Origin of the sequence: Caballeronia sp. SBC1 (assembly GCF_011493005.1) — a bacterium.
Taxonomy (GTDB): Bacteria; Pseudomonadota; Gammaproteobacteria; order Burkholderiales; family Burkholderiaceae; genus Caballeronia.
In genome coordinates this window covers 1226812-1253212 of the sequence record NZ_CP049157.1, presented here as the reverse complement: position 1 = coordinate 1253212, position 26401 = coordinate 1226812, and the positions used below count along the sequence as shown (strand labels likewise).

Sequence of the window (26401 nt, the reverse complement as noted above, 5' to 3'; positions counted from 1 at the left end):
GATGTCGACATTGTGCAGTCCCGTTGACAACGGATCGGTTGCCATTGCTGAGGCAGTGGCCTCTTACGCGGAGCATTGCCTGCGGCTCGAGCTCGAGACATGGCCAAAGCCGGGGCTCGTCAGCCTGGTCGACTCGGGCAGCCATGACGATATGGACGCCTGCACATTTGCGCGTAGCGCGGCCGCGATCAGGCCGTATTTCGCGGAACTCGCGCGAGCGGGCGCGGCGCGGGCGGACATGGCCGTGTTGCGCCGGATCGGTGTGCGTGCGGAGCATGCGATGTTCGCGGCGACGGGCGGCGTCAACACGCATCGCGGTGCGATCTTCGGCCTCGGTCTGCTGTGCGCGGCGGCGGGCCGCCGTTCTGCCGACAGCACGCTTGCGGAATCCGCCCGAATGCCAACGCTCGGCGAAATCATCTCTCGGCATTGGGGTGACGACATACTCGTCGGCCCACGGCCATTGAGCAGTCACGGTGAGGTTGTCGGACGCCGTTATGGCGTCGGCGGCGCGCGCTACGAAGCCGCGAACGGTTTCGCGAGCGTCTACCGGTTCGGCGTGCCGTCACTGCGCGAGGCTGAAGTGCTGCGCCCTGGTGACGCGGCGGCTGCGCGCGTGCATGCGTGCTTCGCCCTGATTGCGGCTCTCGACGATACGAACCTGCTGCATCGAGGTGGTGAAACGGGTCTCGCATTCGCGCAACAGACCGCGCGGGATTTCATTGCGTGCGGTGGCGTCGGCTCAGCAGACTGGCTCGCACGCGCGGAGGCTGCGCATCGTGAGTTTGTCTCACGGCGGCTGAGCCCCGGCGGCGCCGCAGACCTGCTTGCGATGAGCCTGTTCGTTGCCGCTTTCGATCGGGATACCTAATCATGACAATCGCAATCCTCTGCTCAGGGCAGGGCCACCAGGGGCTTGGCATGTTCGATCTCGTAGGCGATGGTCCAGATGTTGCCCAGCTGTTTTCGTATGCAGCACGTTGGTTCGAGAGTGATCCGCGCGACTGGGTTCGCAGCGCTAGCGATGACGCACTACACCAGAACCACGTCGCGCAAGTGCTCTGCACGCTGCACGTACTCGCGGCATTCAAACGACTGGCCCCCTTACTGCCACGTCGGCGCTGCGTCGCTGGCTACAGCGTGGGTGAGGTTGCCGCATGGCACGTTGCGGGGAGAATCGGCGCGTTTGATGCGCTCGACCTGATTGTCGCTCGCGCGGCCGCGATGGACGCCGCAAGCGTCAATCGGGAAGCGATGCTGTTTGTGAGAGGACTTAACCGGAGAACGCTTGATGCGCTTTGCTCAGGACGTGACGCGGCGGTTGCGATCATCAATCCTGGCGAAGCCTGCGTGCTGGCCGGTACGGAGGACGCCTTGAATGCCGTTGCCCAGGACGCCCGAAAGCACGGAGCGACCCGAATCGTGCCCATACGGGTACGCGTGGCGTCGCATACACCCCGGCTTGCTGCGGCTGTACCTGTGTTCCGGCGCGAACTTGGTAGCGTGAACCTCTCTAGCGGAATGACGGGTACGCGGCTCCTCAGTGGAATTGACGGGGCAGTCGTGCTTGATCAGAGCGAGGGACTTGACAAGCTCGCGCGACAAATCGCCGAGCCAGTGGACTGGGCGGCATGCATGGAGGCGTGCGTTGAGGCTGGCGCCACGGCCTTCCTTGAACTCGGTCCTGGACGTGCACTGTCCCAGATGACGGCTGACGCGTACCCTTCGATTCCATCTCGCAGCATTGCGGATTTCCGGTCGTGGGAAGGCGTCTACGCGTGGCTTGCCAGAGTCAAGCGGGTCTGAGAGATGCAACGTTCTTCGCTTTGGTGACGGGGAGGTCAACCCGGAGCGCGCTTTATGAAAGGAGTGTGCTGCTTGTCATGGAGAAACGACTCGTTTTGCCGCTCACGTGGAAAGCGATTGCCATCGATAACGAAGTCCCGAGAGTTGATCAAGGCTTCGACGGGTCTTTCTACGTCAGGATTGCGAGTTACTCTGAGCGGAGTGCGACGGGTGTGAGTCGGACTCCATCGTCGCAGCGGACGCGCTGACGCTCGATGAGCGCGAACCGGTACGAGCCGGCTCGTGACGCGGAAACACGAGTGTAAAGCGTGTCACGCCGTTGCTGCTTGACGCGTGCCACGTTCCGCCGTGAAGCGACATGATGCTACGCACGATCGATAGCCCGAGCCCACTCGACTCCGATGATCGATGCCGTGAGGCATCCGCCCGATAGAAGCGATCGAAGATTCGCTCGAGATGATGCGGTTCGATCGTCGGCCCACGGTTTTCGACATGAATCGTCGTTCGATCCGCGTCCTGTTCGGCCACGGTTGAAATCGGCGTTCCCGGCTCTGCATATCGCACGGCGTTCGCCAGCAAATTTCCCAGCGCGCGGCGCAGCAGCAGCGGATCCGCCGACACGTAGCCTTCGCCTCGCCACTGAAGGCTGACGTTGCGCTCATCGGCGAGGCCTTCGAAATACTCCTGTATGCGTTCGAATTCGTCGGCGAGCAGCAAGTCCTGGCGCTCGATGACATTGTCAGCCTGCTCAGCGCGCGCCAGAAAAAGCATGTTGTCGATCATTTTCGACAGTCGCTGCAGTTCCTCGTAATTCGAGCCGAGAAGCCGCTGATAATAGGCGATGTCGCGCGTCTGGCTCAATCCGACTTCGGTTTGCCCGAGCAGGTTGCCGATTGGCGTGCGCAGGTCATGCGCCATGTCCGCTGACACCTGTTTCAGCTGTGTGAAGCCGCGCTCGAGACGATCGAGCATGCCGTTAAACGCCCCGATCAGCGCATCGAGTTCGGGCGGCGTAGCGCGCTGCTCGATGCGGGTCGAGAGGGTGCTGATGCCGATTGCCCCGGTTCGCGCAGCAAGAAGGCGCAATGGTTGCATGTTGCGACGCGCGAGACAGAAAGCGAGCAACGCGACAATAACCGCTGCAGCCGAGGCCAATAACAGTATCCGGTTCCTGTATTCCTGCAACAACCGCGTGCGCTCCGTCAGCAGCCGGCCAGAGATAATCTGCAGGTCGTGCGGTCCGGCTATGTCGTGCGCGGCAGCGGCGACGTAGACGAACGGCGTCCCGTCCGCCGCACGCGTATGGTGGACTGCGCCGAGCGTGAGCGGGGTATCCGCCGGCACGGGTGTCGTATCGGGGACTGCCGTGTGGCCGGGATTTACCGTAATGAGCGGGGGTTCACCCGGGAAACGCACGATCAGCAGCGATTCTGTATTGCCGAGCATGTTGGCGAAGAGATGAGGCCTATCATGAATCAGTTCGCGCACGTCGGCATCTTTCAGCAGCGTGCGGAGTTGGTCGACCCTGGTCACGAGCGCGGCGTCGTCGCGCACGATCAATTGCTGCTCCATTCCTCGATACAGGAAAGCGCCGACCATCGCCATCGCAGCAAAAACGATGATGGCGTATAGCAATGCAAGGCGCGTGGTGAGCGAAAGGCGCTTCATGCTTCGTGCTCGAAACGGTACCCCACGCCGTGAACCGTGTGGATCAGGCGGACGGGGAAGGGGTCGTCAATCTTCTGCCGCAATCGGCGCACCGCGACATCGACGACGTTACTGTCGCTGTCGAAATTCATGTCCCAAACGCGAGACGCGATCAGGGCACGGGACAGCACCTGCCCCTGATGCTGAATGAAGAACTGCAACAGGTTGAATTCCTTATTGGTCAGCGTAAGGCGCACGCCGCCCCGTTCAACTCGCCGCTTCGGCACGTCGACACGAAGATCCCCAACTTCGAAAACCTGTTCCTCCTGCCTCTGAGGCTGACCGCGACGCAATATGATGCGCACGCGCGCCAGCAGTTCGGCGAATGAGAAAGGCTTGACGAGGTAATCGTCAGCGCCGAGATCGAGACCCTTCAGTCTGTCCTCCAGCGTGCCACGCGCGCTCAGAAACAGCACCGGCGTATTGGTGCGCGTACCGAGCTTCTTCATGACGGTCCAGCCATCCATCTCCGGCATCATCACGTCGAGCAGGATAAGGTCGTAGTGCATCTCCTGCGCGAGGTGCAGTCCGTCGATGCCGTTGGCGGCCACGTCCACGACGTAGCCGGCTTCCGTCAATCCGTTCTGCAGGTACTCACCCGTCTTGGTTTCGTCTTCGATGACCAGGATTCTCATATCGCTTAATTCCTGCACTCTTATCCGCAATGGTAGCTAAATTCGCCCCCAAAATTCACTACCCCCGCTCGCTGATGCATCCAGTGGGATGCAGTACCCGGCTAATGATGCTGTTTCAATGCGATCCAGCTCTGGGTTAATGATGTCCTCGTCCGCGACCATATACCAGACCAACTTCTCTCGTCCTGGCTGCGACGGTGACCAAACGAGCGTGGGGTACGTCGTGACAGCAGTCTAAAAAGCGCGCCCGAACAGGTCCGTTACCCGCTCATTACAAGTAAATGACAAACGGACGAGAGGGGCTCGTCTCGTCACCATTGCAGTTTCATTGATCTGCTGAATGCTCGGCTCATACAGAAGCCATCTGCGGAGAATTCGCGAACACGTGTCGTGCCTCGCTGACGAAGCCTTCGACGGCTGCATCAACGGATCCCGTCGTAGCAGCACGAATGGTCGCAAACCGGTCTCGCCAGCTAATCTAAAGCAGCTTTCAAGTTGCAGGCCATTCGCCCCCCTACCTCAAGGTCCTGGCGCGTTGCCGGTGCGCTCGTCGTCTTCACGCCCCGTAGCCTGCCCCGCTTCCGCCCTGCCTCTTTCCCCAACATGAAGCAACGCGGGTGCAAAGAAACATCCCATGACCGCAGACAGAATAATAAAAATCGAGGCCGCATCGACCAGTAATCCGAAACGGATGAAAATCAGGAAGCAGCATAAAAGATTCAGCAGATGTAGCGAAACGCCCAGAAAAGTGGAACCCTTCGGGACGGCCCTTAGAAACATCGCAAACCGCGATTGCGTCCGCGGCACATACCAAATGATCAGTAATCCAAATATTATGATAAAGCCACTCTCCGCCCATTTAAGCCACGTAGGTCGCCTCAAGAACCGTCCCTCGAAAATCGTCTCGATCACCTGCGCTTGAATCTCGATACCCGGCACAAGTTCCCCCAACGCGGTCGTGCGCATGTCAGTCACGCCGGTGCCGGTCAGTCCGACCAGCACCAGTTTGTTTCGGAACCGTTCCGGATCGACTGTTCCCTGCAAGATGTCGCGTGCCGACACATAGCGGCTCAGCGTCGACCGAATAGACGCGAAATGCAACCAGACGTCACCGCCGGGTTGCGTAGGCACCAGCGCGTCCGCTACGCCCACCGCCTGCACGCCCGACCCGTCGGCAAAGACTTCAATCGCCGGTGAATCCGTGGCAACGCGGAGCATTTCCATCGGCAGACTGGGGACCAGTTTCTCCCCCAAACCCATGATGAGGGGAATACGCCGGACCACGCCCTGTTCGAGCGCCACGCTCAGCATCGCCTCCCCGTGGGCCGCCTCCTGCAATTCTGGCAAGCTGGCGAGCACATAGTCAAACCGTTGCACGCTGCGCAGCGGGTCCGTGCCATGCACGAGGATCGGAGCGCTTCGCAGATCGGTGCTGGCGGCGAAGGTGGGATGATCCAGTGCCGCAGCACCCAGTATGGTCGGCGCTGCGCGCAACGAACTCGCAAGAATGGCTTCGTGACTGGGAAGCGCCCGCAAGCCGGCCGCGAGAGCCGCAGCCGTTGCCGGCAGATTTCCAGCCACCTTGTCAGGAGAGGTCTGATCCGGCTCCGGCATGTAGATGTCGAGACCAATAGCCAGCGGTTTCAGCGCCGCAATGGCATCGATCAGCGTCGCAAGTCGATTTCGCGGCCACGGCCATTGACCGACAGTTGCCAGCGTCGCGTCATCAATTTCGACAATGGTCACGGGCTGAGCAGTCGGAACGCGCGGGAAGCGACGCTGATACTGATCGAACAAAAGTTGCCGGGCTGTTTTAAAGGAGTCAGGAAGCTTCTCGTCAAGCGCGGCCACGAAAGCCGGGCGAGCTATGTCGCTAGGCCATTCGCTGGACAGGTTGACCAGGCTCAGGCCGAACAACACCGCCAGTGCTACAGGACGCCCCTGGGCCGCCTTAACCAGACTCTTGATCCGGGCATGCCATAGGTCGTAGTAGTGTTTCATCGAAGGAAGGGCCGCTCACCGTCGATGACTGGCGCGAATCATTGGATGGTGATGACTACGCGTCGGTTCATGTGGTTGGGCACACCATCTGCCGTGTGGACCAGTGGCTCGCGTTTGCCCCGCGCAGCGGTCTCTATCTGTCGAGCAGGAATGCCTTGCTTGATCAAAAACGCTGCAACAGTCTCTGCCCGCCGCATGGCCAGTTTGTCATCCCATTCCTGCGAGCCCGCCAGATCGGTGTGACCGACAACCACAAGCTGTGGCGCAGGCCAGGTAGCCAGGACCGCTTTTAGCTGCTTAACCGTGGCTAGCGACTCCGGGGCCAAATCGGTGGCAGAGTCGAAGAGAAAGAAAATTGTGAACGTCCGGGGGCGCGGCGGCCGAGCCGCCAGGAGCTCGGCATATCGTGTCTCCACGCTGGATTGACTATCCATCGTTTTTTCGATGGCGCCGCCCTTGGTGACGTCGACCCCGGCGTAAGCCTTGTTGATTGTTTGCTCGCCGGTCGCACTGTGGACAATGACCGCTCCGACCTTGCCTTCTGGATCCGGCAATAGAATAATTTTGTCCGGGGGCGTGCTACACGCGCACAAGAAAACCAGCGTGACGAATGCCGCTGCAGATGCTCGCCCGTGACGTCGGATGAAGGGCTTCAACGTGCACTCTCCCCGTCACCGCCGACTTCGATGATAAATGCAGTGCCGCGCACGCCCAGCGTGGTCGTCGGCGTGCTGAAACGGACGGCATCCGGATTCGCCTTCGCCAGCTTTCCGGAAATCACTGCCAGGGAACCGCGTTTGATCGTGGCGTCGAGCACCCCGCCATGGGTCGTGGTATTGAACGCGAATTTGTTGAGCTCGAGAATGGAACTGGCGCCGGCCGAGAGTTGGGTATCGTCACGCAGCGTGATACCCACCGACGATTCCGGGCCGGTCACTATGCGATCACTGCCGTAAACCTCGCTGCCAATGGCCGCGCCCGAACTTGTTCCAGCCCGCTCGACCTGCACCGTGCCCTTGAGCGTCTTGACGACGCCCGCAGCATCGGCGGCTACTGCATCAGCTGCAAGCGCATCGGCGACAGCCATGCACCCGCAGGCAAGAATCAAGGCGTATGTGATGGCTTGGAGACGCATCGGCGGCACCTGATTGCTAAGCGTGTGTCAACGCTGCTTTCGGCCAAGCAGCGTGGTTCCCCCATGTCGAGCCGATGTCTTGAGGGATCATTCCCCGATTGCCCGTAGAACTGGGACTTGTGAAGGACCTGCAGAAATCTTGTTCGTGGAACTCAGGTGAAGATGTTTGTGCGGCATCGCACAGAGTATGACCGCCACTCAAATGACTCTGTGCGCTTCCGCGCATATCGCCGCCGGACGTTTTGTTGGCAACAGGTTTGCTGCGGCCACTTCATTGGGTATCGCGGGCTATCACCCCGCTAAGCCCCATTCCAGACAACAGGAAAAAGCGAATGCTCCATTGGTGCGCCTTCAGGCAGCGTCTCCGCGAGACCCGGAAACTCGGGTGAAGTATGCCAAGGTCGCGGCGCATGTCGCACGTCATCGCCAATGAACCGAATCGAGAACGCGCGCCGCCGTGTCTGCCCGCTAACACCACCAGACGCATGCAGAGTCAGCATGTTGAAGCACACCATATCGCCCGGTTCCAGCGCCCACCCAATAATCGGATACGCGCCCCGATCAGCCTCAATATCCGGCAGATCCGCGAGACTACCCTCAGGAAACCACTTCGCCTGATTGTCCATGAACGTACGCGGCATCAACCACGGGCCAAGATGCGAGCCCGCAACAAACTCCAGCCTCGACTCCTGAGAAACAGGATCGACAGGAATCCACATGCTGACGTTGTCGCGACCGGTGATGTTGTAGTAAGGCTGGTCCTGATGCCAAGGCGTGCGTTGCCGGGTATTCGGCTCCTTCACTAGCAAATGATCGTGGTAAAGCCGTATAGTCTCGCTCCCCAACAGCGCCGCGGCAACCGCTGGCGCTGCCGAGTGAAAGATGAACTCGCGATACGCTTCGTTATCCTGCCAATTGCAGAAGTCCTCGAAGAACCAGCCAGGATCGTCGGGACGACTCGCTACCTTCGCACGGGGACTGGGCGCTTGCAGGTTACGATCGATACCCGCACGCAGCAAAGCAACCTCTTCCTGTGTGAATACCTGGCGGATACAAACCGCGCCATCACGGCGAAAATCTTCCAGCAATTGCGGCGTCACAGCCCGCTCAAGACGGGCGGTTACGGTCTCCAACATACCTGACTCCCTACAAGAAAGAATGGGACGGGTCTAGAAGACTCAATCGCCGTAAATATTGAAATTGAAGTACTTCGCAGCGACCTGTTGATACACACCGTCCTGTCGTATCGCGGCAATGGCCTGGTTGATCTGCGTTTCCATCGGCGTGTCGCCTTTTCGTATGCCAATCGCGACATCGCCCGCCACGCGGCTGTCTCCCACCGGCTTGCCGACCAACGCAAAGCCCTTACCTTGCGGCGTCTTCAGAAAGCCGAAGTCGGCCTGCACGGCGGCCTGAAAAGCGGCGTCAAGACGATTCGTCACGAGGTCCTGATAAATCTGGTCCTGCGTCTGATACGACACCACCGTCACATTCTTCGGGGCCCACTCCGCATTCGCATAGCTCTCCTGCGTCGAGCCCTGCACAACGCCCACGCGTTTGCCCTGCAACGCCTGCGCGGTAGGCTGAAGGCTCGAGCCCGAGCGCGCAATCAATGCCGAGCTGCTGTTGTAAAGGCGATGGCTGAAGTCAATCTGCTGACGCCGCGCCGGCGTAGCCGACATTGCGGAAAGTATGGCGTCGAACTTGCGCGCCTTGAGCGCCGGGATCATGCCGTCGAAGTTCTGCTCGACCCACACGCACTTCTGATGGAGCTGCGCACAGATCGCGTTGCCCAGGTCGATATCGAAACCCGTGAACGATCCATCGGGCGCCTTCGACTCGAACGGCGGATAGCTGGGATCGACGCCGAAGCGAATGGCCTCTTTGTCCTGCGCAAGAACCGCAAGGGGCAACATCGCCAGTGCGCAAAGGGCTGAAAGCGTTACGTGTTTCATGGAGTTCCCCGTCGGTGTTGAATCAATGTGAGCGGTGGGTGAGCCGGACTGCGTTCATGCCATGTAGAACGGTGCAACGTTGCGCGATACGATCCTCTGCAGCGCGGACACCATCGCGTCAGACGGACGCTTCGGCAGCATCCGATACGCATGGACGCGATTCTGCGACCGGATCATTTCGTCGTGGCTGGCGAGCATGTCGATGGAAGCAGTCATTCGCGTGGGTCCGTGATTAGGATTGGAACTTGATCGGGTGACGCTACCGTAGCGCGACAGAAAACGAGGCGGGAGAGCTAGAATCGTGAACATGGCAACCAGAAGTGAACACCCTGTGCCAACTCGTCTTTATTCCTTAAGAGCGTATGAAACTTCATCAACTCCGTACGCTTATCGCCATTGCCGAAGCAGGCGGCGTGCGCGGTGCGGCGCGCGTTTTGAAATCGTCCCCGGCAGCTATCACCAAGAGCCTGCGCCAGCTTGAGGAAAGCGTGCAGATGTCGCTGGTGGTGCGCACCTCTTCAGGCGTCACGCTCACCGAAAGCGGCCAGGCGCTACTGGTTCATGCCCGGTTGATGTCTGGACAGATGACCCGTGCACACGACGCCATGAACGCCCTGCGGGGCGCCACGCAGGGCAAGCTGACAGTTGCTGTCACCCCGTGGATTGCCATGACGTTCCTCGCGGACACGGTCACGCGTTTTTGCGAGCGCATGCCCGATGTCCGCCTGGAATTCTTCGAAGGCTTGTTGTCGATCGCGAATCCGCGCCTGCGCGACGGGAGCCTCGACTTCTTTATCGGCCGGCCTGAGCCTGGGGCATTCGGCGTTGAATTTCAGTATCGGCCATTGTTTTCGTCGACTTGCGCGCTCGTCGCTCGCGAGGGACATCCGCGAGCGAATTGCCATTCACTAGCGGATCTCAGCGATCTGGACTGGGTGTTGACATGGGATCCGTTGAGCGAGAATGCCCTCGTCGACAACATGTTCACTCGATACAACGTGCCCGTGCCGCGAAAGATTCATCTGACGCATTCTCTTTCGATCGCCATTGCATTGCTCAAGAAGACCGACATGGTCAGCGTATTTCCGTGGCCGCTCGTCGAGGTCAGTGCGGCCAAAGAAGGACTGTGCGCCATTCCGTTGCGCGAGCAACTGGATGACGCAATGGTCAGCGTCATCTCGCGCAGTGGTCATCCAGCGAGTGCCGCGTCGGAGTGCTTCATAGAATGCATGATCGAAACGATTCGCGAAGGATGCGATTCGAGTTTGCCGGAAACACGCCACGTGTTGCAGTCAGTCGAACTGTTGATTTAACAGCGTCCAGCATGCCTTACGAAAAACGGCGCGCACCCTTGAGTGCGCGCCGTTGGTCCGAAAGTGTCATGCCCGGCAGCAAACCGGGCAGCTCACATCAGAATATGTTGCGAAGACCCACCGCTACACCAGTCTGATTGTTGCGTCCCGGAAAGTCTGCTTGCGCCGCGCCGGTGCCACGGATGAAATCGACCGTGCTATACACTTCTGTCCGCTTGGACAGCGAGTATTCGGCAAGCAGCACGCCCGAGTAACGGACGCCGCGGCCAAGCGTCGTTCCGTTGGCTTCCAGCGCATTGCGGGAGTGATCGTAGTAAGCCGCCGCGGTCAGCAGCAACGGCGTAGTGACCTGCCACGTGGATCCAACGTAGAAGCCGTCGTCGATACGATTGGTGTTCGTCACAGGTGCCGCGAAGTTGGCAGCCGGTGAGTTGGCGGCCGACATGAAGATGTCGACCATGCCGGTATTGTCCTGCGAATGCAGCCAGCCCGCGAAGGCCTTGACCGTGCTGAATGAATAGACCGCGCTTACGTTGACAACATTGAACTTGTTGTTGTGCACGTCGCTATTCTGCTGGAAGCCCGCATCAAGAGCCAAGCCGGCGAAGGTGTACGACGCCGTCAAGCCGTACATGTTGCTTGCGCCAACGCTGCCGGCCACGTTGCCGAAGCCGTACATGGCTTCCACGTTCAGGCCGCCAAAAAACGTGCCGTTGTACTTGACGGAGTTGTTCTCGCGCAGGCCGTAGCCGAGTGCGCCAGGCAACCAGCCGTCCTGGTCGTAGTTACCCACGGTCAACGGGTCGTAGACGTTCCCTAACTGATCGAATAACGGCGTGTTCTGGCGACCCAAGGTGACCGTGCCGTACTGGTTGCTCGACAGCCCAACATAAGCCATCCGGTTGAAGAGCGTATTCGCGCTCGCAAACTGGCCGTTCCAGAGGTTGAAGCCGTCCTCGAGCCGGAACACCGCAGACAGGCCGCCGCCCAAATCCTCCGATCCCTTCAAACCCCATCGGCTGCCGGTGATCGGGCCGACGCCCATCGATACCTGGCTGTCGTTATTTGCATTGGCGTTGGTGAGATAGCGGACGCTCGTGTCGACGATGCCGTACAGCGTGACCGAGCTTTGCGCGAAAGCAGACTGGGCAGCAACGGCAATCAGTGCGCCGCCGATGGCGCCGGTAATTTTCTTCACAGAGTGTCTCCCCCTATTGATTTGTTGGGCAACTACTGCGTATGTGACGCTGGTAGTTAGTGCGCGATTTTTGATCGCAAGGGCGATAATATTTCCATCAAATTGAATCGGGATCTGTTTTCAATTGGTGTGTCTCCCGCTTACAACATCGGATTGACTTCCGTATCGCGGGATTGTCTATAAAACCTCCGGCGATTAACGTTTACTGAAACAGTCTTGAATACCGTTTCGTCTGCGGGCAGAGAATCACCAATAATCGTCTGATGCTTTGCACCACTTAACTGACATTGGTTCCGAAGTTCGAAAAACGCGTCAGCCGGCAATCAGTTTTAATCCGGCTGGCAGTGACTCTCCGAATACGCGCCCCGTATCTGCATTATCGAGTGTCACGACCTCGCGAATCATATCGACCCACGCTGGCGGCGCATTGACTGCTTCGAGCCGTCGCACGACAGTTTCGCGGACCGGCATCGGGAGATCCCTTGAACGGTCGCCCGTCATGCGAGCGATTTGCGCGGCGGCAAACACGGCCGGCTCAACCTTTTTCCAGTCCAGCGCCAAGATTGCGTCCAGCCATCGGGTCGCCACGTCTGCGGGAACCACACCATGCGCGCTGCCATAGAACGGCCGACGTGCACCAATGCGTCCAATTGCCCACCAGCCCTGGTGATTTTCCGAGGGCCGCTGAAGCCGGACCAGAAGCTGTTCCGCAATATCGATCTTGCGATCGACGGGGATACGTTCAAGCGACGCGTACAGGCGCAGCATGTCCGCGGGGCCCACCTTCGCGGGATCGAAGGGCAGCTTGTGCCGCTTCGTGCCCGCAGCAGCCTGAAGCCAGGCCATTGCATCGAACACCTGTTGCTGTGCATCCTCATGCAGGCCACCCGCCGCCCGACGCCATAACGTCCACCATTCCGACCACACTTGGCCTTCGTTGACATACTGAATGCCGTCATCGAATAGCGACCAAAGCTGTTCAATGCGCCATTCATCGAGCGGATAACCAAACCCCGGCCGCACACAATAGCCCGCAAGATTTAACCATAGGCGTTCATGATCCGCGGAACGCCGCCGCCGCCCCGCGCGTTCCCACAGTGCTCCGAATAGTTCGCGAAGCAGTGCGCTATCCCAACTCTGACGCGGCCCCAACAGCTGTTCAAGTCCTGCACGAAGGCGCTTCACTTCTTTGGGATCGACATTCGCCGAGCGGGCGCCGAACGTACGATCGATGAGTTCAATGGCTTTATCGAGCGACGGATTTCGTATAGCCGCAGAGACGTCGTGTTCAGCATCGTCACGTCGCAACTGGAACTCGAGCAGCCATCGTTTTGAAGCATCGTCGGTTGCGATGCAGTGCATCTCCAGCCGGCCGAGTTCTGTCAGCGATGTCGTGAGCCTGACCGGCCGCTCGCGAGGCCCGCTTGCATCCTGCTGCACCACCGTTGCGACCGGTGGCAAGCGAACGAAGTCGCCCGTCGTGAGGTCGACAAGCTCGCCTGGCTTCCAGGCTGTATCGGCGACGGTAGAGACCAAGTGGAAGCGCACCGGTGCCCCAAGTCGAAGCGCAAACACGCGATCCTCAAGATGTACCTCGTGTCCTTCTTCGGTTCCGCGTGGCAACAAGCACACGCCTCGCGATGCCTGTGCATCGTCCTGCGCGTCGTTATCAAGGACTAGGAAATAGCTGCGTGGCGAGCCGCCGCCAATGCGCGGCGCGTGTCCCGCGCGGGCCAGTCCGTAAGCGACCGCACCACGCGCGACAGCAACGTCGGGATGATCATTTTGCAGCACGTGCAGAGGCTGTTGGCGCCATCTACCAAGCGCACTCGCCAGACGGCCGGAGAGCGCTTTGGCCCGGAACACGCCGCCGTTGAGCAGCAAGGTATCGGGCATCGATGTTTGCACAGCATCCGATACACCCAGCGCCTCACGCGACTGCGCGTCGAGTCGCTTCAGAAACGCTGCGATGTGCCGCGTGACGGCCGGATCGGCTGCGTAAGGCAAACCGAACTCGACAATCGCGGCGCGCGACCGGCGCGGCAATTCGTCCGGGCGCCCCGTCGGAAAGAACCCTTCAACAATGATCTGCTCGACTTCTTCCCGGCTCAACTCGGTCGTGCGCGCACCGCCGACAAGCCGGGCTCCCGCACCCAGCAACGTGATCGCGACGGACTCGGGTGCGTGCTCGCCAAGCAATCGCTCCTTCGCGGCGCGGCACCTTTCAACGAGCTGGGACAGGCTCGCCGCCGACAGCCGCGTTTGCTCCTTGGCAAGACGCGTCTCGACCAGATGCGCCAGCGCAAGGTCCATGTTGTCGCCGCCAAGCATCAAATGGTTGCCTACGCCGATGCGGGTCAGTTGCGGCTCGCCATCCTCGAAATGCACCTTGATGAGTGTGAGGTCCGTCGTGCCGCCACCCACATCGCAGACCAGCACGAGCCGCGTCTGCGCGAGCTCCGCGCCAAGCGTCGCGCGATGATGAAACAACCAGTCGTAGAAAGCGGCCTGAGGCTCTTCGAGCAGACGCAGGGCGGGCAGCTTCGCAACGCGCGCGGCTTCAAGCGTGAGCGCACGCGCGCCGTCATCGAACGATGCAGGCACGGTGAGCACCACGTCCTGATCTTCAAGCAGCGCGTGCGGAAAACGGCGGTTCCACGCGGCACGCACGTGAGCCAGATAGCTGGCGCTCGCGGTTACCGGCGAGACCTTGCCGACTTCATCGTCCGCGCCCCACGGCAGAATTGGCGCGAGACGGTCGACCGACGCATGCGAGAGCCAGCTTTTCGCGCTGGTCACGAGCCGTCCCGGCACTTGCGCGCCCAGCGTGCGAGCGAGATGTCCAATCACAGCCGGCTGCGTCTCGCCGGATTGCATCCCGTGCTTGTCAGCCCCGCTCCACGGTAATTGCAGGTCGCCCGGCGCAAGCTCTCCCGGCGCCGGGTGATAGCGCACGGACGGCAACAGCTCTCGCGCACCGACCTCGCCAAGACCCACGAGCTGATCGATATCAAAGATGCTGATCGCGTCAGTACCCGCCTCGACGTACGCAACGACCGTATTGCTCGTGCCGAGATCGATGCCGACGATGTATTGCTTCATCGAACTCAGGCGTTCGCGCTGCCGCGCACATCGAATTCGACTTTCCAGCGCTCGTTCGTGCCGCGCGGCACGGCTTCGAGTTCCAGTGTGCCGGCTTCAGTGATCCGTGCATGCAGCTTCACCGGCACGACTTCGCCGGGCGTGCGTCCTTCGGGAGGCAGCGTGGCATGGATTTCCTCCAGCTCCTGCAACTCGTCGGGCGACCAGTAGTCGAGCATCGTGCCAACCTGATCTTGTCGCCGCACCGATGAACCGAAGAAACGGAAGTGCACGGGTTCGCCGACCACGAGACCAAATTCCTGAGCCGGCAAGGCCGCGTCCGTGCCTTCTTCCATACCGAAGGGGGCGAGGCACAACGCCTGGATAGGTGGCTCCATGCCGGGCACGGCGGGCATGGCAGACTCGATCGCAATATAGTAAGCGCGTGCAGTACCGCCGCGAATGCGCACGCCCTTGCCGCGTTTCACATAGCCGTAATACGCCGCGCCGCGCGCGACCGCGAGGTCGAGATCGGCGCCGCCCAACAGGCGCGCGGGCGCCGCGCCTTCAGCCGCGAGCCAGCCGTTAAGGCCATCGAGAATTCGCTCGACGAGCAGCATCGACTTGAACACGCCGCCGTTGAACAGAACCGCTGTCGGATGCAGGAAGCTCGCGTTTTCGGCCGGCATGTGCTGCAGTCCGTCGAGCTCGGCAAGCGCCGCGACCTGACGGCCGAGGAATGCGGCGAGGTGCCGCGTGATGCCCGCATCCTGCGCATACGGCAGGCCGAGTTGTGTCAGGCCGGCTCGCGTCCGGCTCATCGGCCGCGCCGAGGCATCGACTTGCGGGAAGAAGCCGTCGAGAATCGTCTGCGTGAGTTCCGCGCGAGTCAGTTCGGTGCGGATCGAGCCGCCAATCAGTTTCGATCCGCGGCTCGGCACGACCAGCGGCACTGTATCCGTACTGCGGTCGGTCAACAGGGTTTCCTTGGCCGAGCGACACGCATAGGTGAGTGCGCGCAACTGCCACGGATCGGCCTGCGTTCCCTGGGCGGCCAGCTTGCGCGCGACCACGTGTGCCAGCGCAAGGTCCATGTTGTCGCCGCCCAGCAGGATGTGTTCGCCAACCGCGACGCGATGCAACTCAAGATTGCCTTCGCGTTCAATGACCGCAATCAGCGACAGGTCGGTCGTGCCGCCGCCCACGTCCACCACCAGGATGATGTCGCCAACCTTCACTTGCTTGCGCCAGGCGCCGTTGCTTTTCTGGATCCAGCTATAGAGCGCCGCTTGCGGTTCTTCCAGAAGCGTCATGCGCGTGTAGCCCGCCGCTTGCGCTGCCTCGGCCGTCAATTCCCTTGCGGCTGGATCGAAGGAAGCAGGAATGGTGACCGTGATTTCCTGTTCGCTGAACGGTGCATCGGGATGCTCGTGATCCCACGCTTCACGCAAATGCGTGAGATAGCGCACCGAGCTTTCAAGCGGCGAGACGCGCGTCACTTCAGGCGGCGCGTCGCTTGGCAGAATCGCCGCACGACGGTCCACACCGGGATGACAGAGCCAGCTCTTGGCGCTCGACACCAGGCGAATCGGCGTCCCGGCGCCTCGGCTGCGCGCCATTTCGCCGACGGCGAAGTCACGCTCGGCGGTCCACGGCAAGGCCAGGTCGCCCGGCGTCAGTTCGCTCGGATGAGGCAGGTAGAGAAACGATGGCAGCAGTTCGGGCGCTTCAATGGCCCCCGGTGCGGTGAGCTGCGTGATGGGCAGCACGCCTTGAATGGTTTTCTCGCCGTCGCTGGCGGAGAGGTCGACATACGAGAGGGCACAGTGGGTGGTGCCCAGGTCGATGCCGATCGAATAGCGCGGCTCAGTCATCCCGGTCATAGCTCCACCTCGGCCTGTGCAATCACCGTCGCGTCGTGGGTCTTTGTCAACATCGGGAGCCTGACGTCCTCCACTCGCCAGCCGCGGTGGCTGATGTTGCCGTTGAAGGGCGGCTTGCCGACCACGTTGCCCGTCAGCCTGATCGCGGTTGCATCGAAGCCATCGGCGAGCGTCACGCGGCTGCCTTCGGCCTCTTCACGTACCGGGCGAATGGTGAAATGCTCACGCAGTGTTGTACGGCAACCTTCATGCACGAGCCTCGCGGCGGCGCCGATGTCGGCATCGGAATAACCTGCAATGTCCTCTTCAACAAAGTCGACGAAGCGCGCGCCACGCTGGAGCAATCCCAGAAGCTGAAGCGCTGCCTCCGGGCTCGACTCCTTGATCGTGGGTGCGGTTGTGGGTGCGGCTGCCGCTGCGGGTTGGGGCGCCGTGACTGGCGCCGCCACGACTGTCCCGTCGCGCAGCCGACGCACTTGCGCGGCGAATTCGCGGTCACCCAGGACCGCGAAAAAGGTTCCAACGGCCAAGGAAAATCTGCCGAAAAAAGATAGGTTCGATTCGGTCATACAAAATTGCTCCTGTAGGCTCGCGTGAACAACGAGCTATCGTGCCGGCCGCGGGACGAGGCTCGTTGAAAGCCTTGAAGGCGAATGCCGGCATTTAATTCGTGAGCCCGGTTGGGGGCTAAAACCCGTATTTTGCCTTGATGTGGCCGAGAGCCGTTCAATATGCGAATGGTGGCAGTCTATTGTTGCGATTTGTCGCGATTACGATGCTGCGTGCGCGTGTGCATGCGGCGTGCCTGACGGCATCGATACACTGATCTTGCCAGCGGTGAAATCGAGGCGCAGGCATTGCGCCGCGCCGCCTGAGGAGCCGTACGGGGTCGGGATTTGGTGCCTACGCAAGAAGGCCGGCACGGCTCAGTTCCGGTCGCTGGAGATGAAGCGCCTGTGGGCGCCCGTGGTTTCGCCGTCAGTCGCCGTCGAAATCGTCCGCTGCTTTGCGATTCCGGCGCTCTTCGTTGGCACGGCGAGCGCGCACGCGCTGGCGCCACAGGACGGTAATAACCTCTCCCGTAGTCGCGCCAGCGGGAATTTCGTTGCGGATGAGATTCGGCACCATCGGCAGGCCAAGGCGCTGCCTTCGCAGGGCCCGGGCTATGGCCGTGCGGCACTCCTGCCCGTGGCAATCCCATTCGTCCCGCATTTTTCTGCAGTAACGGCACTCGTTCATGGCAAATAGTGTAACTGTAATCCCTGATAGCCTGCCGGCTCCGGGGCGAAACTCCCGGTACTTTGTCAGGCTTTGTGTCTGGTCGTGCTCGCCGCGATTGTGATCATCGGCCGTGAAACGCGTTGTTTGTGCGGTTTGCTGCGTGCATCCATGGGAGGCCGGGGCCGGTCAGGAGTTGACGAGGGTCAGGGCCGCCACCATGTCTCAAGAGTTCGCTTGAAAAACGGATCCGCCGACAGGTATCCGCGTCGGCGACCACTCATCACGTCGGGGCAATCCCGGTTCGCGTTGGTTAAAGTATTGACGCCTGTTGCCGATATTCAGTCTAAGCACTGCCCCCGTTCAATTCACCTTGTCTTTGCTATTTACCGCTTCCGAGCCGCCACCATGGTCGAGCCATTGGCTCTTTCGCGATGCATGTTCCAACGGTTAGCTTTCAGGTGCGTCTAAAAGTGCCGACTGAAGCTGGGTCAATCCATCCCGCAACCAAAAAGTAAACCTCAAGTGCGACGAATTGATCTTGCCTCCCTGCTATCCGTCTTGATCAGCGTCATTCTCATGTCGTTGTACGGTTGTCACCAGCAAGACCACGCCTCTTCCAGCGCGACCGTCCCGGCCCGGACCACCATCACTGCGTTGATCTGGGCGCCAGACTGGCCGGAGGAGATGCTTCAGATTGCCGCCGAATTCAGCAAGCTCAATCCCGACATACGCGTGAACGTGCAGTTCATGATCGGCAATTCAGTCGAAGAAAATATCAAGCCCCGGATTGCGTCTGGCAACTTGCCAGATCTGGTCAGTGTCAACCCGAACGCCTATGCGGCTGAATTGGCCGATCAAGGCATCCTGGCGGACGTCGGCGGGACATCAGCATGGAACAACATGCTCGACCCTCTCAAGGGAGACTGGACGAGTCGCCAATCCAGGAGGTTCGGAATCTCCGGCGGAGTGGCTACCACGCTGATTTACTACAACCAGGATATGTTCGCGAAGGCGGGGATCAAGGAACTGCCGACCAATTTCCCCGAGTTTCTCAAGGTTTGCGATAAGCTCAAACGTGCGGGTTTTATACCTATCATGTGGAACGGTGGCTTCCCGAACATGCTCGGCAACGGTCCCTTCAGCTTCGGCTTTGCCAACAATGTGGTAGCACACGAGCCGGATTGGAAGAACAAGATCTCTGACGGCACGCTCGATTTGAACACGCCTCAGGTAGCCGATATTTTTGCCAAGATTCTGCTGATTGCAGACCGTGGATATGTGCAAGAGGCATTCATGGCGACGGACTACGATGAAGGCATACGCTTGTTCAAGGAAGGCAAAGTTGCAATGGCTTTTCACGGCAGTTGGGCGGCCGGCCTTTTGCTGCACGGCAACCCCTTCGAGGTCGGCGTGTTCATTCCGCCCTGGAACGCGCCGGGCAAAAGGGTAGTGCCTGTAATCGGCAGCGAAACCGGGTTCGCGGTGTGTGAAACGCCCAACAAAGTCGCGGCGACGCGCTTTCTCGAATTCATCGCCGGGAAGGGATTCTCCATTCTCCAAAGAAAACGCCAGAACATTTCGCCATTCAAGCAGGTCGATGCAACAATGGTAAGCAATCCGAAGATTGTGGATTACACGAATATGGTCAGTCGCTTTTCCGTAACCGGTAGCCCGTACTATTCGGTTCTACCCTCCAATTCGATCGAGCGGCTGCATCCGTTGATGCAAGATGTGCTGTTCAAGAAAATCACGCCCAGGCAGGCGGCACGACTCCTGGATGAATCTGTCAAGCATGAAGCGAAGATGCATTACAAATGAAACCAATCATCGGTTCGCTGCGAAATGTCTTCGAATACCTCTCCCTGGATCTGCTGCGCCGTGTCGAAATTCGTTACCGGCTGATCACCGCATTCATTCTGCTTTCGCTGCTCCCCATACTTCTTTCGGGATACTTATCGTATGTGGAATCAACCGCAGCCATAAAAGAGAAAGCGGAGATATTTTCGAAAGAGGTGGTCAAGCAGTTATCCAAGAACGTCTTGCTGAGGATGGAGCAGATCGAGACGGAAAGCAGCTTTCTTGTACTCTCTGACCGGGTTCAAGGCGCGCTGATAAGAGTCGCAAACGGCAGCGCCAAGGAGCAGACCGAGGCGCGCCAGGATATGGCCCGGCTGCTCCTGGAGCACTACGGATCGATTGATTTCATCAACCAGAAATATCTGCTCGACAAGAACAACCGGATCATGGACACCCAGGCGTTCGCGCAATTGACCCAGGGTGTGACGCGCTTGGTGAAGCAGGCGCCCGGTCATAGTGGACACCCTTACTGGGGCAGTTACGACAACGGCGTTGGGCAACAAAACCTGGGGATGGTGCGGGCGATCATAAGCAAGAGCAACAATCACCAGATCGGCAATCTGGTTCTGGTTATTCGCCCCGAATATTTCTCGACAATTTTTAACGACGTCGCCTTGGGAAGCGGAACGGAAATCTACGTTCTCGATGCCAGCAGCAACAAGCTGATTGTCCGTGCCGACGACACATCCGCGAATTCGGACCAGACCGCGGGCGAGACCGCCGACCCCGGCTTGATCGATAAAATTACGCATAACGAACCATATGGCAAGGCGAGTGGTTTCGTCGCCTTCGAGGGCAAGCACCGCGCGCGCTACTTTGCCGCGTACTCAAGGATTCCCGGCACGACCTGGTTTGTGGTCGGCACCATTCCGGAAGCGAAGTTGACGGCGCAGGCGCAGTCGGTGCGCAACCAGATCATACTGGTCGGGATCTCGGGCTTCCTGCTTTCGATCTTCCTCGCCTACTTCATTTCCCACAGCATTTCGGCGCCGCTTAAGCAACTGGTGCGAAAGATGCACGATACAGGCAACGATGCGGGAGCCCAGGAGGAAGAAGGTGCACAAGCGCTCACTAATGCTGACAGTGAGGATGAGCTAGGCAGACTGGCGCAGCGCTTTGAGAGAATGCGCGAGGCGATCAAGCAGAAGATCCAGAAGATCAACGAGATCAACGCTTCCCTTGAGCAGACCGTCATTGAGCGAACGGCGGAACTTGTTACCAAGGAGCACGAGTCGCGCACGTTGATCGAGAATTCTCCGGACACGATTACCCGTTACGACCGGGACGTCCGCCGCATTTACGCCAATCCCGCTTTCTGTGCCTCGGTGGGGCGCAGCCTTGGCGAATCGCTCGGCAAGCGACCCTCGGAGATCCCCGGCGGCGCTAATGCCCTCATCTACGAGAAGAAGATAAGCGAAGCCATTTCCAGCGGAAAAAGTGGCCAGTTTGAGTTGAAATGGGTCAGCAACGATGGACAGGAACAATGCGCCCATATCCGCCTGACTCCAGAGATTGACCGGTCGGGCAAGGTGAGCTCGGTGCTCGCTATCGGTCGTGATTTATCGGACCGGATGGCGTTCGAGGCGACGATCTGGAAACAGGCGAATTTCGATGCGCTAACTCATCTTCCGAATCGTCAGATGTTTCATGACCGTCTCGACCATGAAGCCAGAATGTCGGGACGTTCCGGACAGCGTATGGCGTTGATGCTGATTGACCTGGATCGCTTCAAAGAGGTCAATGACTCCCTCGGACACGACACAGGCGACATCCTGCTGATTGAGGCTGCCAAACGCATCACGTCGTGCGTGCGCGAATCGGACACGGTTGCCCGTCTCGGCGGTGACGAGTTCACCGTCATTCTGCCCAACCTGAACGATACCGAAAGCATTGACCGGATCGCAAAGGCCATCATTGAGAAGCTGGCCGAGCCCTTCAAGCTTGGCCCGGACGAGGCTTTCATATCTGCCAGCGTTGGCGTGACGCTTTACCCCGACGACACCAGCGAACTTGATGTCCTTTTCAAGAATGCGGACCAGGCCATGTATGCGGCCAAAAGCGCGGGGCGCAACCGTTTCAGCTACTTCACGCCCGACTTGCAAGTGGCGGCGGAAAAGCGCCGGCGTCTCACGAGTGATCTTCGCGCCGCCCTGCCTGGCGAGCAGTTCCAGATCTATTACCAGCCCATTGTTGACTTGGCGACCGGGGAAATCTACAAAGCCGAGGCGCTGATCCGCTGGCTGCACCCTGAACGCGGCACGATCAGTCCGTTGGATTTCATTCCATTGGCCGAAGACACGGGGCTCATCGTTCCGATCGGCGACTGGATGTTCAAGCAGGCCGTGCAACAAGCCCGGCAATGGCGCAGCCGATTCCATTCGTCGTTCCAGATCAGCGTCAACGTGTCGCCGGTGCAGATTCGCCAAGACAACCTCTTGTGTATCCAATGGCCCGAATATCTGGTTCAGGAAGGGATGCCGGGACAGAGTGTTGCGGTTGAAATAACCGAGGGGCTGTTGCTACAAGCCGAATCGAAGATTGACGAGAAGCTGCTGACCTTCCGTGATGCGGGGATCCGGATTTCGATCGACGACTTTGGGACCGGTTACTCGTCGCTGGCGTATCTCAGGCGCTTCGACATCGATTTCCTCAAGATCGACCGTTCATTCGTGCAGAACCTCGCCTTCGATGGAGACAACCGGGCGCTTTGCGAGGCGATGGTTGTACTGGCTCACAAAATGGGATTAAAAGTCATTGCCGAAGGGGTGGAGACGACCGAGCAACGGGATTTCCTCATCGCGGTGGGTTGTGATTATGCCCAGGGGTTTTTATATTCCGAACCGGTTCCGCCTGATCAATTTGAGGTGTTGTTATGGCCGGCTCTCGAGGAAGGAACTGCTTGTCATTCTTGCGTTACGCCTTAGTGGGGGCGGCGGTTTTGGAGTTTCGAGGTTCGTGGGGGGGTGCTGGCGCTGCGGGGGTGCTTTCGGGGTTGGCGGGCGGAGTCGATGTTGGATTGCACGGGTTCTGGGGTTGGCGGTCGGGGTCTATGCTGGGTTGCCAGGTTCCGGTGTTGGCGGTCGGAGTCAATGCTGGGTCGCCAGATTCCTGCGTTAGCGGTCGGAGTCAATGCCGGGTTGCTGCTTTTAGCGTTAGTGACCTGCTTAGGTTAGCTAATTTCTTTATCACTGTTAGCCACTGTGCGTGGCGGCACGTCATTTCTTTGTCCAAAGCGACAAAGAAACGAAGCAAAGAAAACGCTTTCAAAACGCGGGCTCATAAGTGTCCCCAGCGTGCAGTTCCCATACATGGGTACCCCAAAAGCACGGTGCTCGCCGGAGCCACCGATGTGTGAACCCCTCCTTCTCGCGAATCCTGACACGAACACGCTTCGCCCCCAACGCTCTCGGGCAAGCACGAATTACCAAGGAGCCCGCCCGTCCTCACGCGCATTTACGGCTGCGGTTTTTTGTAGGTTGACTGACTGATCTGCGCGGCCGTATCCGTAGATCACACCTTGATTCGTAGCAGCTTGACGCGTATGTACCGCCTCATATTTTGATGAGTTAGCTGCAAACTTATAGGCCTATTTCCGTCGAGTGCCGCCTTACGTATTTGGGGCTTTGTTACTTCGTGGGTTGGTAACATGGTTTGGCATGCGTACAAATTCGAAAGGAGGTTGTCCGCGGATAGCGCGGGGTGCTCCTTGGGCAGGTTCAGTCACTGGTGGCGAAGCGTGTGGGTATCCGTGTTCGGAGAAGGAGGGGTTCACACATCCGAGGCTCTGGCGAGCACCGTGCTTTTGGGGCACCTATGAATGGAAACTGCACGCTGTGGACACTTAGGGTAGCGTGGTTTAAAAGCGCTTTCTTTGCTTCGTTTCTTTGTCGCTTTGGACAAAGAAATGACGCGCCGCCACGCGCAGTGGCTAATAGTGATAAAGAGAAAATCCGACTCACGCAGACCGCTAAGGCCGAGAGCAGCAACCCGGCATTGACTCCGACCGCTAACCCAGGAACCTGGCAACCCAGCATTGACTCCGACCGCCGACCCCAAAGCAACCCGGCACCGACCCCAACCGCTAACCCAGGAACCCGCGCAACCCGGCATCAACCCACTTCCCCCCCGACGGGCGCCAGCCGCGCATCAACCTCAATGACAGAGCGGCGTCGCGCCGCCTCACACACGAGACCATCTGGCGAAAGAACGTCGATCAAATCATCGGCCGACATCGGATGACCAAGCAAGAAGCCTTGCAAGGAATCACAACCAAGACGGGTCAGGAATTCCTGCTGTGCCCGTGTCTCCACACCCTCGGCAACAATATTCAAATTGAGTGTCTGGCCCAGTGCCACAATCGCCGACACAATCGCCGCATCCTCCGTATCACGGGCAAGGTCCCGGATAAACCCACGGTCGATTTTCAGCTCGCTTGCCGGCAGCCGTTTCAAATACAGAAGACTTGAATAGCCAGTGCCAAAATCATCGATGGAAATACGCACGCCCATCTCGTGCAGTTGCTCCAGGATTCGCAGGCTTGTATCGACATCGTGCATCGCCGTGGACTCGGTGATCTCGAGCGTCAGGCAGCTCGGTTCCAGCAGGTGGCGCGCCAAGGTCTCCCGGACGGTTCGAATCAGACTCGCGTGTCTGAATTGCATTGCCGACAGATTGACCGCCATGGTCAGCTCGTGATGTCCCGCGTTGCGCAACACGGCAATCTGCCGGCAGGCCTCGTCGAATACCCATTCACCAATTGACACGATCAAGCCGGTTTTCTCCGCCAAGGGGATAAACTGGTCTGGCGGAATCAACCCGCGAGTAGGATGCCGCCAACGCACCAGCGCTTCCACGCCGATTACCGGCCCGTGGGGTGCAGTGAACTTCGGTTGATATTGCAAGATCAGCTGGTTTCGATCAACCGCCGCGCGAAGATCCTGCACGAGCTGCAACTGCTCATGCACATTGGCGTTCATGGAGGCTTCGAAGAAGCAGTAGGTATTTCTTCCTAGCGCCTTTGCGTGATACATCGCGGCATCCGCATTGATCAGCAGGTCCTCCTGATGAAAGCCGTTGCCGGGATAGATCGCAATACCAATGCTGGTCGACACGCGCAACTCGCGGCCGGCAAGCTGAAACGCTTCTCTCATAGCGGCCAATATTTTGCCGGCGAGGGTCGCCGCATCCGCCGGTTCCGCAACCTCCGCGAGCAACACGAATTCGTCTCCTCCCACACGGGCGAGCGTGTCCTGTGACCGAACATTCATCCCTATGCGTTGCGCGACATCGACCAGCAACAGGTCACCAACGTGATGGCCGTACGCGTCGTTGACCACCTTGAACCCGTCCAGGTCCATGAACATCAGGGCGAAGCGACCACGCTCGCGATCAGCACTCTGGATCGCCCTGCTAAGCCGGTCTTCCAGCAGCACGCGATTGGGAAGCTTGGTGAGGGCGTCATGCAATGCCAGGTACGTCAATTCCTGGTTGGCCTCAGCGAGCGAGACCGCCAATAGGGCGGTGCGTGACTCCAGCCGCAGGTCAAGGACTGAAATGATCAGTGCAATGGTGAGCACCGCCAGCGTGGCAACAATGATCACAAGCGCCAGCCATCCTGCACTCACGCCCTCGCGCGCGGCACCGCAAACGCTCCCAATCGGAAATTGCGCCGCGGCCATGCCGGTGTAGTGCATCGCGACAATGGCAAGGCCCATCACCACCGCTGCGCCTGCACGCATCGGCCGAACCACGGGTGAATAACGGCGCAAGTGGAATGCAATCCACAGTGCTGCGCCTGACGCAAGAATCGCGATGATGACGGACAGGATAAAAAGGGACGGGATGTAGCGGATTCCGGGCGTCATGCGCAACGCGGCCATGCCCGTATAGTGCATACCCGTGACCCCGGCACCCATTAATACAGCGCCGCCGATCAATCGCGACACAGGCAATTCGTTCTGGCCCACAAGCCACAGCGCGAACGCCGAAGATGCAATGGCGATCAGCAGTGAGAGCACCGTGATCGAGGGGTCGTAGCCAAGCGAAATCGGCAAGCTGAAGGCCAGCATGCCGACAAAGTGCATCGACCAGATGCCCGTGCCCATGGCGCACGCGCCGCCTATCAGCCACCCAAAGGCTGCCCGTCCCTGTGAGGTAGAAATGCGGCCCGCCATGTCCAACCCCGTATACGAGGCCAGAATCGCGACAAGCAGCGAGAACAAGACGAGCAAACTATTGTAGCTACCAGCAAGCATGGGGTATTCCATAAGTGTTGATCCGAACTGCGTGGATCTCTCTCGCCGCGTCCGTGCACAACGGCGTGAGCATAAACTGATTGTCGAGCGTTGGCCTCCCACGTAAACAGGTGCCTGAGGCACGGAGAAGAAGCGGCCATGAGCGTCAGCCCGGTGTGCAAAAGTCGCGATAGCCGAGCTCACGGCAACAGCTCACACAATACTTATAACGACCCGGCGTCCCGAAACTTGAAAAAATTACGCGCCGGTCGCATGCCGCCGCGCACCTCAAAGTGCAATCAGGGTGGTATTCCGGTCGCCACTCATGTCGAGGCGACCCTTATGAGGGGGCCGTGAGGGCGCGCCAAAAACACAC

The 26401-nt window shown here is 59.5% G+C and carries 19 protein-coding genes; 5 read left to right on the top strand and 14 right to left on the bottom strand.

The window, feature by feature from the left end:
• Position 1 precedes the first annotated feature (1 nt).
• Together mdcB and mdcH are read left to right on the top strand one after the other, a co-directional pair.
• Positions 2–871 (top strand): triphosphoribosyl-dephospho-CoA synthase MdcB, encoded by an 870-nt coding sequence (gene mdcB / locus SBC1_RS23645; RefSeq protein ID WP_165095106.1) that lies wholly within the window; start codon positions 2–4, stop codon positions 869–871.
• A 2-nt stretch (positions 872–873) separates the two neighbouring features.
• On the top strand, positions 874–1806 hold the full coding sequence (gene mdcH, locus SBC1_RS23640) for a malonate decarboxylase subunit epsilon (RefSeq protein ID WP_165095110.1): 933 nt from the start codon (positions 874–876) through the stop codon (positions 1804–1806).
• Positions 1807–1980: 174 nt separating this feature from the next.
• On the opposite strand, the gene SBC1_RS23635 is transcribed toward mdcH, so the two are convergent.
• The 8 genes from SBC1_RS23635 to SBC1_RS23600 all read right to left on the bottom strand — a co-directional run bounded on the left by SBC1_RS23635 (position 1981) and on the right by SBC1_RS23600 (position 9455).
• On the bottom strand, positions 1981–3474 hold the full coding sequence (locus tag SBC1_RS23635) for a heavy metal sensor histidine kinase (protein ID WP_165095114.1): 1494 nt from the start codon (positions 3472–3474) through the stop codon (positions 1981–1983).
• Entirely contained in the window at positions 3471–4148 is a 678-nt protein-coding gene (locus SBC1_RS23630) for a heavy metal response regulator transcription factor (protein ID WP_165095119.1), read from the bottom strand. Before SBC1_RS23630 ends, SBC1_RS23635 begins: the two co-directional genes overlap by 4 nt.
• 519 nt (positions 4149–4667) lie before the next feature.
• Positions 4668–6149 carry a CHASE2 domain-containing protein gene (locus SBC1_RS23625; protein WP_165095125.1) on the bottom strand — a complete coding sequence of 494 codons (1482 nt, stop codon included), beginning with the start codon at positions 6147–6149 and terminating at the stop codon, positions 4668–4670.
• Positions 6150–6187: 38 nt separating this feature from the next.
• Positions 6188–6805: an OmpA family protein gene (locus SBC1_RS23620; protein ID WP_165095130.1), complete on the bottom strand. Its 618-nt coding sequence runs from the start codon at positions 6803–6805 to the stop codon at positions 6188–6190.
• Positions 6802–7284, bottom strand: a complete 483-nt coding sequence (locus SBC1_RS23615) for a FecR domain-containing protein (RefSeq protein ID WP_165095133.1) — start codon at positions 7282–7284, stop codon at positions 6802–6804. The genes SBC1_RS23620 and SBC1_RS23615 overlap by 4 nt, the downstream gene beginning before the upstream one ends.
• Before the next feature lie 299 nt (positions 7285–7583).
• Positions 7584–8420: a phytanoyl-CoA dioxygenase family protein gene (locus SBC1_RS23610; protein WP_165095136.1), complete on the bottom strand. Its 837-nt coding sequence runs from the start codon at positions 8418–8420 to the stop codon at positions 7584–7586.
• Positions 8421–8462: 42 nt separating this feature from the next.
• Positions 8463–9239: an ABC transporter substrate-binding protein gene (locus SBC1_RS23605; protein ID WP_165095139.1), complete on the bottom strand. Its 777-nt coding sequence runs from the start codon at positions 9237–9239 to the stop codon at positions 8463–8465.
• Positions 9240–9293: 54 nt separating this feature from the next.
• Positions 9294–9455: a hypothetical protein gene (locus SBC1_RS23600; RefSeq protein WP_165095142.1), complete on the bottom strand. Its 162-nt coding sequence runs from the start codon at positions 9453–9455 to the stop codon at positions 9294–9296.
• Positions 9456–9601: 146 nt separating this feature from the next.
• On the opposite strand from SBC1_RS23600, the gene SBC1_RS23595 reads away from it, so the two are divergent.
• Complete coding sequence (locus SBC1_RS23595; RefSeq protein WP_165095145.1) at positions 9602–10552, top strand: LysR substrate-binding domain-containing protein; 951 nt, start codon at positions 9602–9604, stop codon at positions 10550–10552.
• A gap of 97 nt (positions 10553–10649) precedes the next feature.
• Here SBC1_RS23595 and SBC1_RS23590 read toward each other — a convergent pair whose 3' ends face one another.
• The 5 genes from SBC1_RS23590 to SBC1_RS40040 all read right to left on the bottom strand — a co-directional run bounded on the left by SBC1_RS23590 (position 10650) and on the right by SBC1_RS40040 (position 17953).
• A complete protein-coding gene (locus tag SBC1_RS23590) occupies positions 10650–11750 on the bottom strand; it encodes a porin (RefSeq protein WP_165095150.1) in 1101 nt (366 codons plus the stop codon).
• Between the two features lie 312 nt (positions 11751–12062).
• Complete coding sequence (locus tag SBC1_RS23585; protein WP_165095155.1) at positions 12063–14852, bottom strand: Hsp70 family protein; 2790 nt, start codon at positions 14850–14852, stop codon at positions 12063–12065.
• Positions 14853–14857: 5 nt separating this feature from the next.
• A complete protein-coding gene (locus SBC1_RS23580; RefSeq protein ID WP_165095159.1) occupies positions 14858–16705 on the bottom strand; it encodes an Hsp70 family protein in 1848 nt (615 codons plus the stop codon).
• Between the two features lie 5 nt (positions 16706–16710).
• Positions 16711–17283, bottom strand: a complete 573-nt coding sequence (locus SBC1_RS23575; RefSeq protein WP_165095163.1) for a DUF2760 domain-containing protein — start codon at positions 17281–17283, stop codon at positions 16711–16713.
• A 409-nt stretch (positions 17284–17692) separates the two neighbouring features.
• Positions 17693–17953, bottom strand: coding sequence for a hypothetical protein (locus tag SBC1_RS40040; protein WP_165095166.1), 261 nt, complete (start codon positions 17951–17953; stop codon positions 17693–17695).
• A gap of 558 nt (positions 17954–18511) precedes the next feature.
• Between SBC1_RS40040 and SBC1_RS23565 the strand changes: the two genes are divergently transcribed.
• A complete protein-coding gene (locus SBC1_RS23565) occupies positions 18512–19753 on the top strand; it encodes an ABC transporter substrate-binding protein (RefSeq protein WP_206366111.1) in 1242 nt (413 codons plus the stop codon).
• Entirely contained in the window at positions 19750–22716 is a 2967-nt protein-coding gene (locus SBC1_RS23560) for an EAL domain-containing protein (RefSeq protein ID WP_165095174.1), read from the top strand. Before SBC1_RS23565 ends, SBC1_RS23560 begins: the two co-directional genes overlap by 4 nt.
• Before the next feature lie 1185 nt (positions 22717–23901).
• Here SBC1_RS23560 and SBC1_RS23555 read toward each other — a convergent pair.
• Positions 23902–26046, bottom strand: coding sequence for a bifunctional diguanylate cyclase/phosphodiesterase (locus tag SBC1_RS23555; RefSeq protein ID WP_165101287.1), 2145 nt, complete (start codon positions 26044–26046; stop codon positions 23902–23904).
• Positions 26047–26401 lie beyond the last annotated feature (355 nt).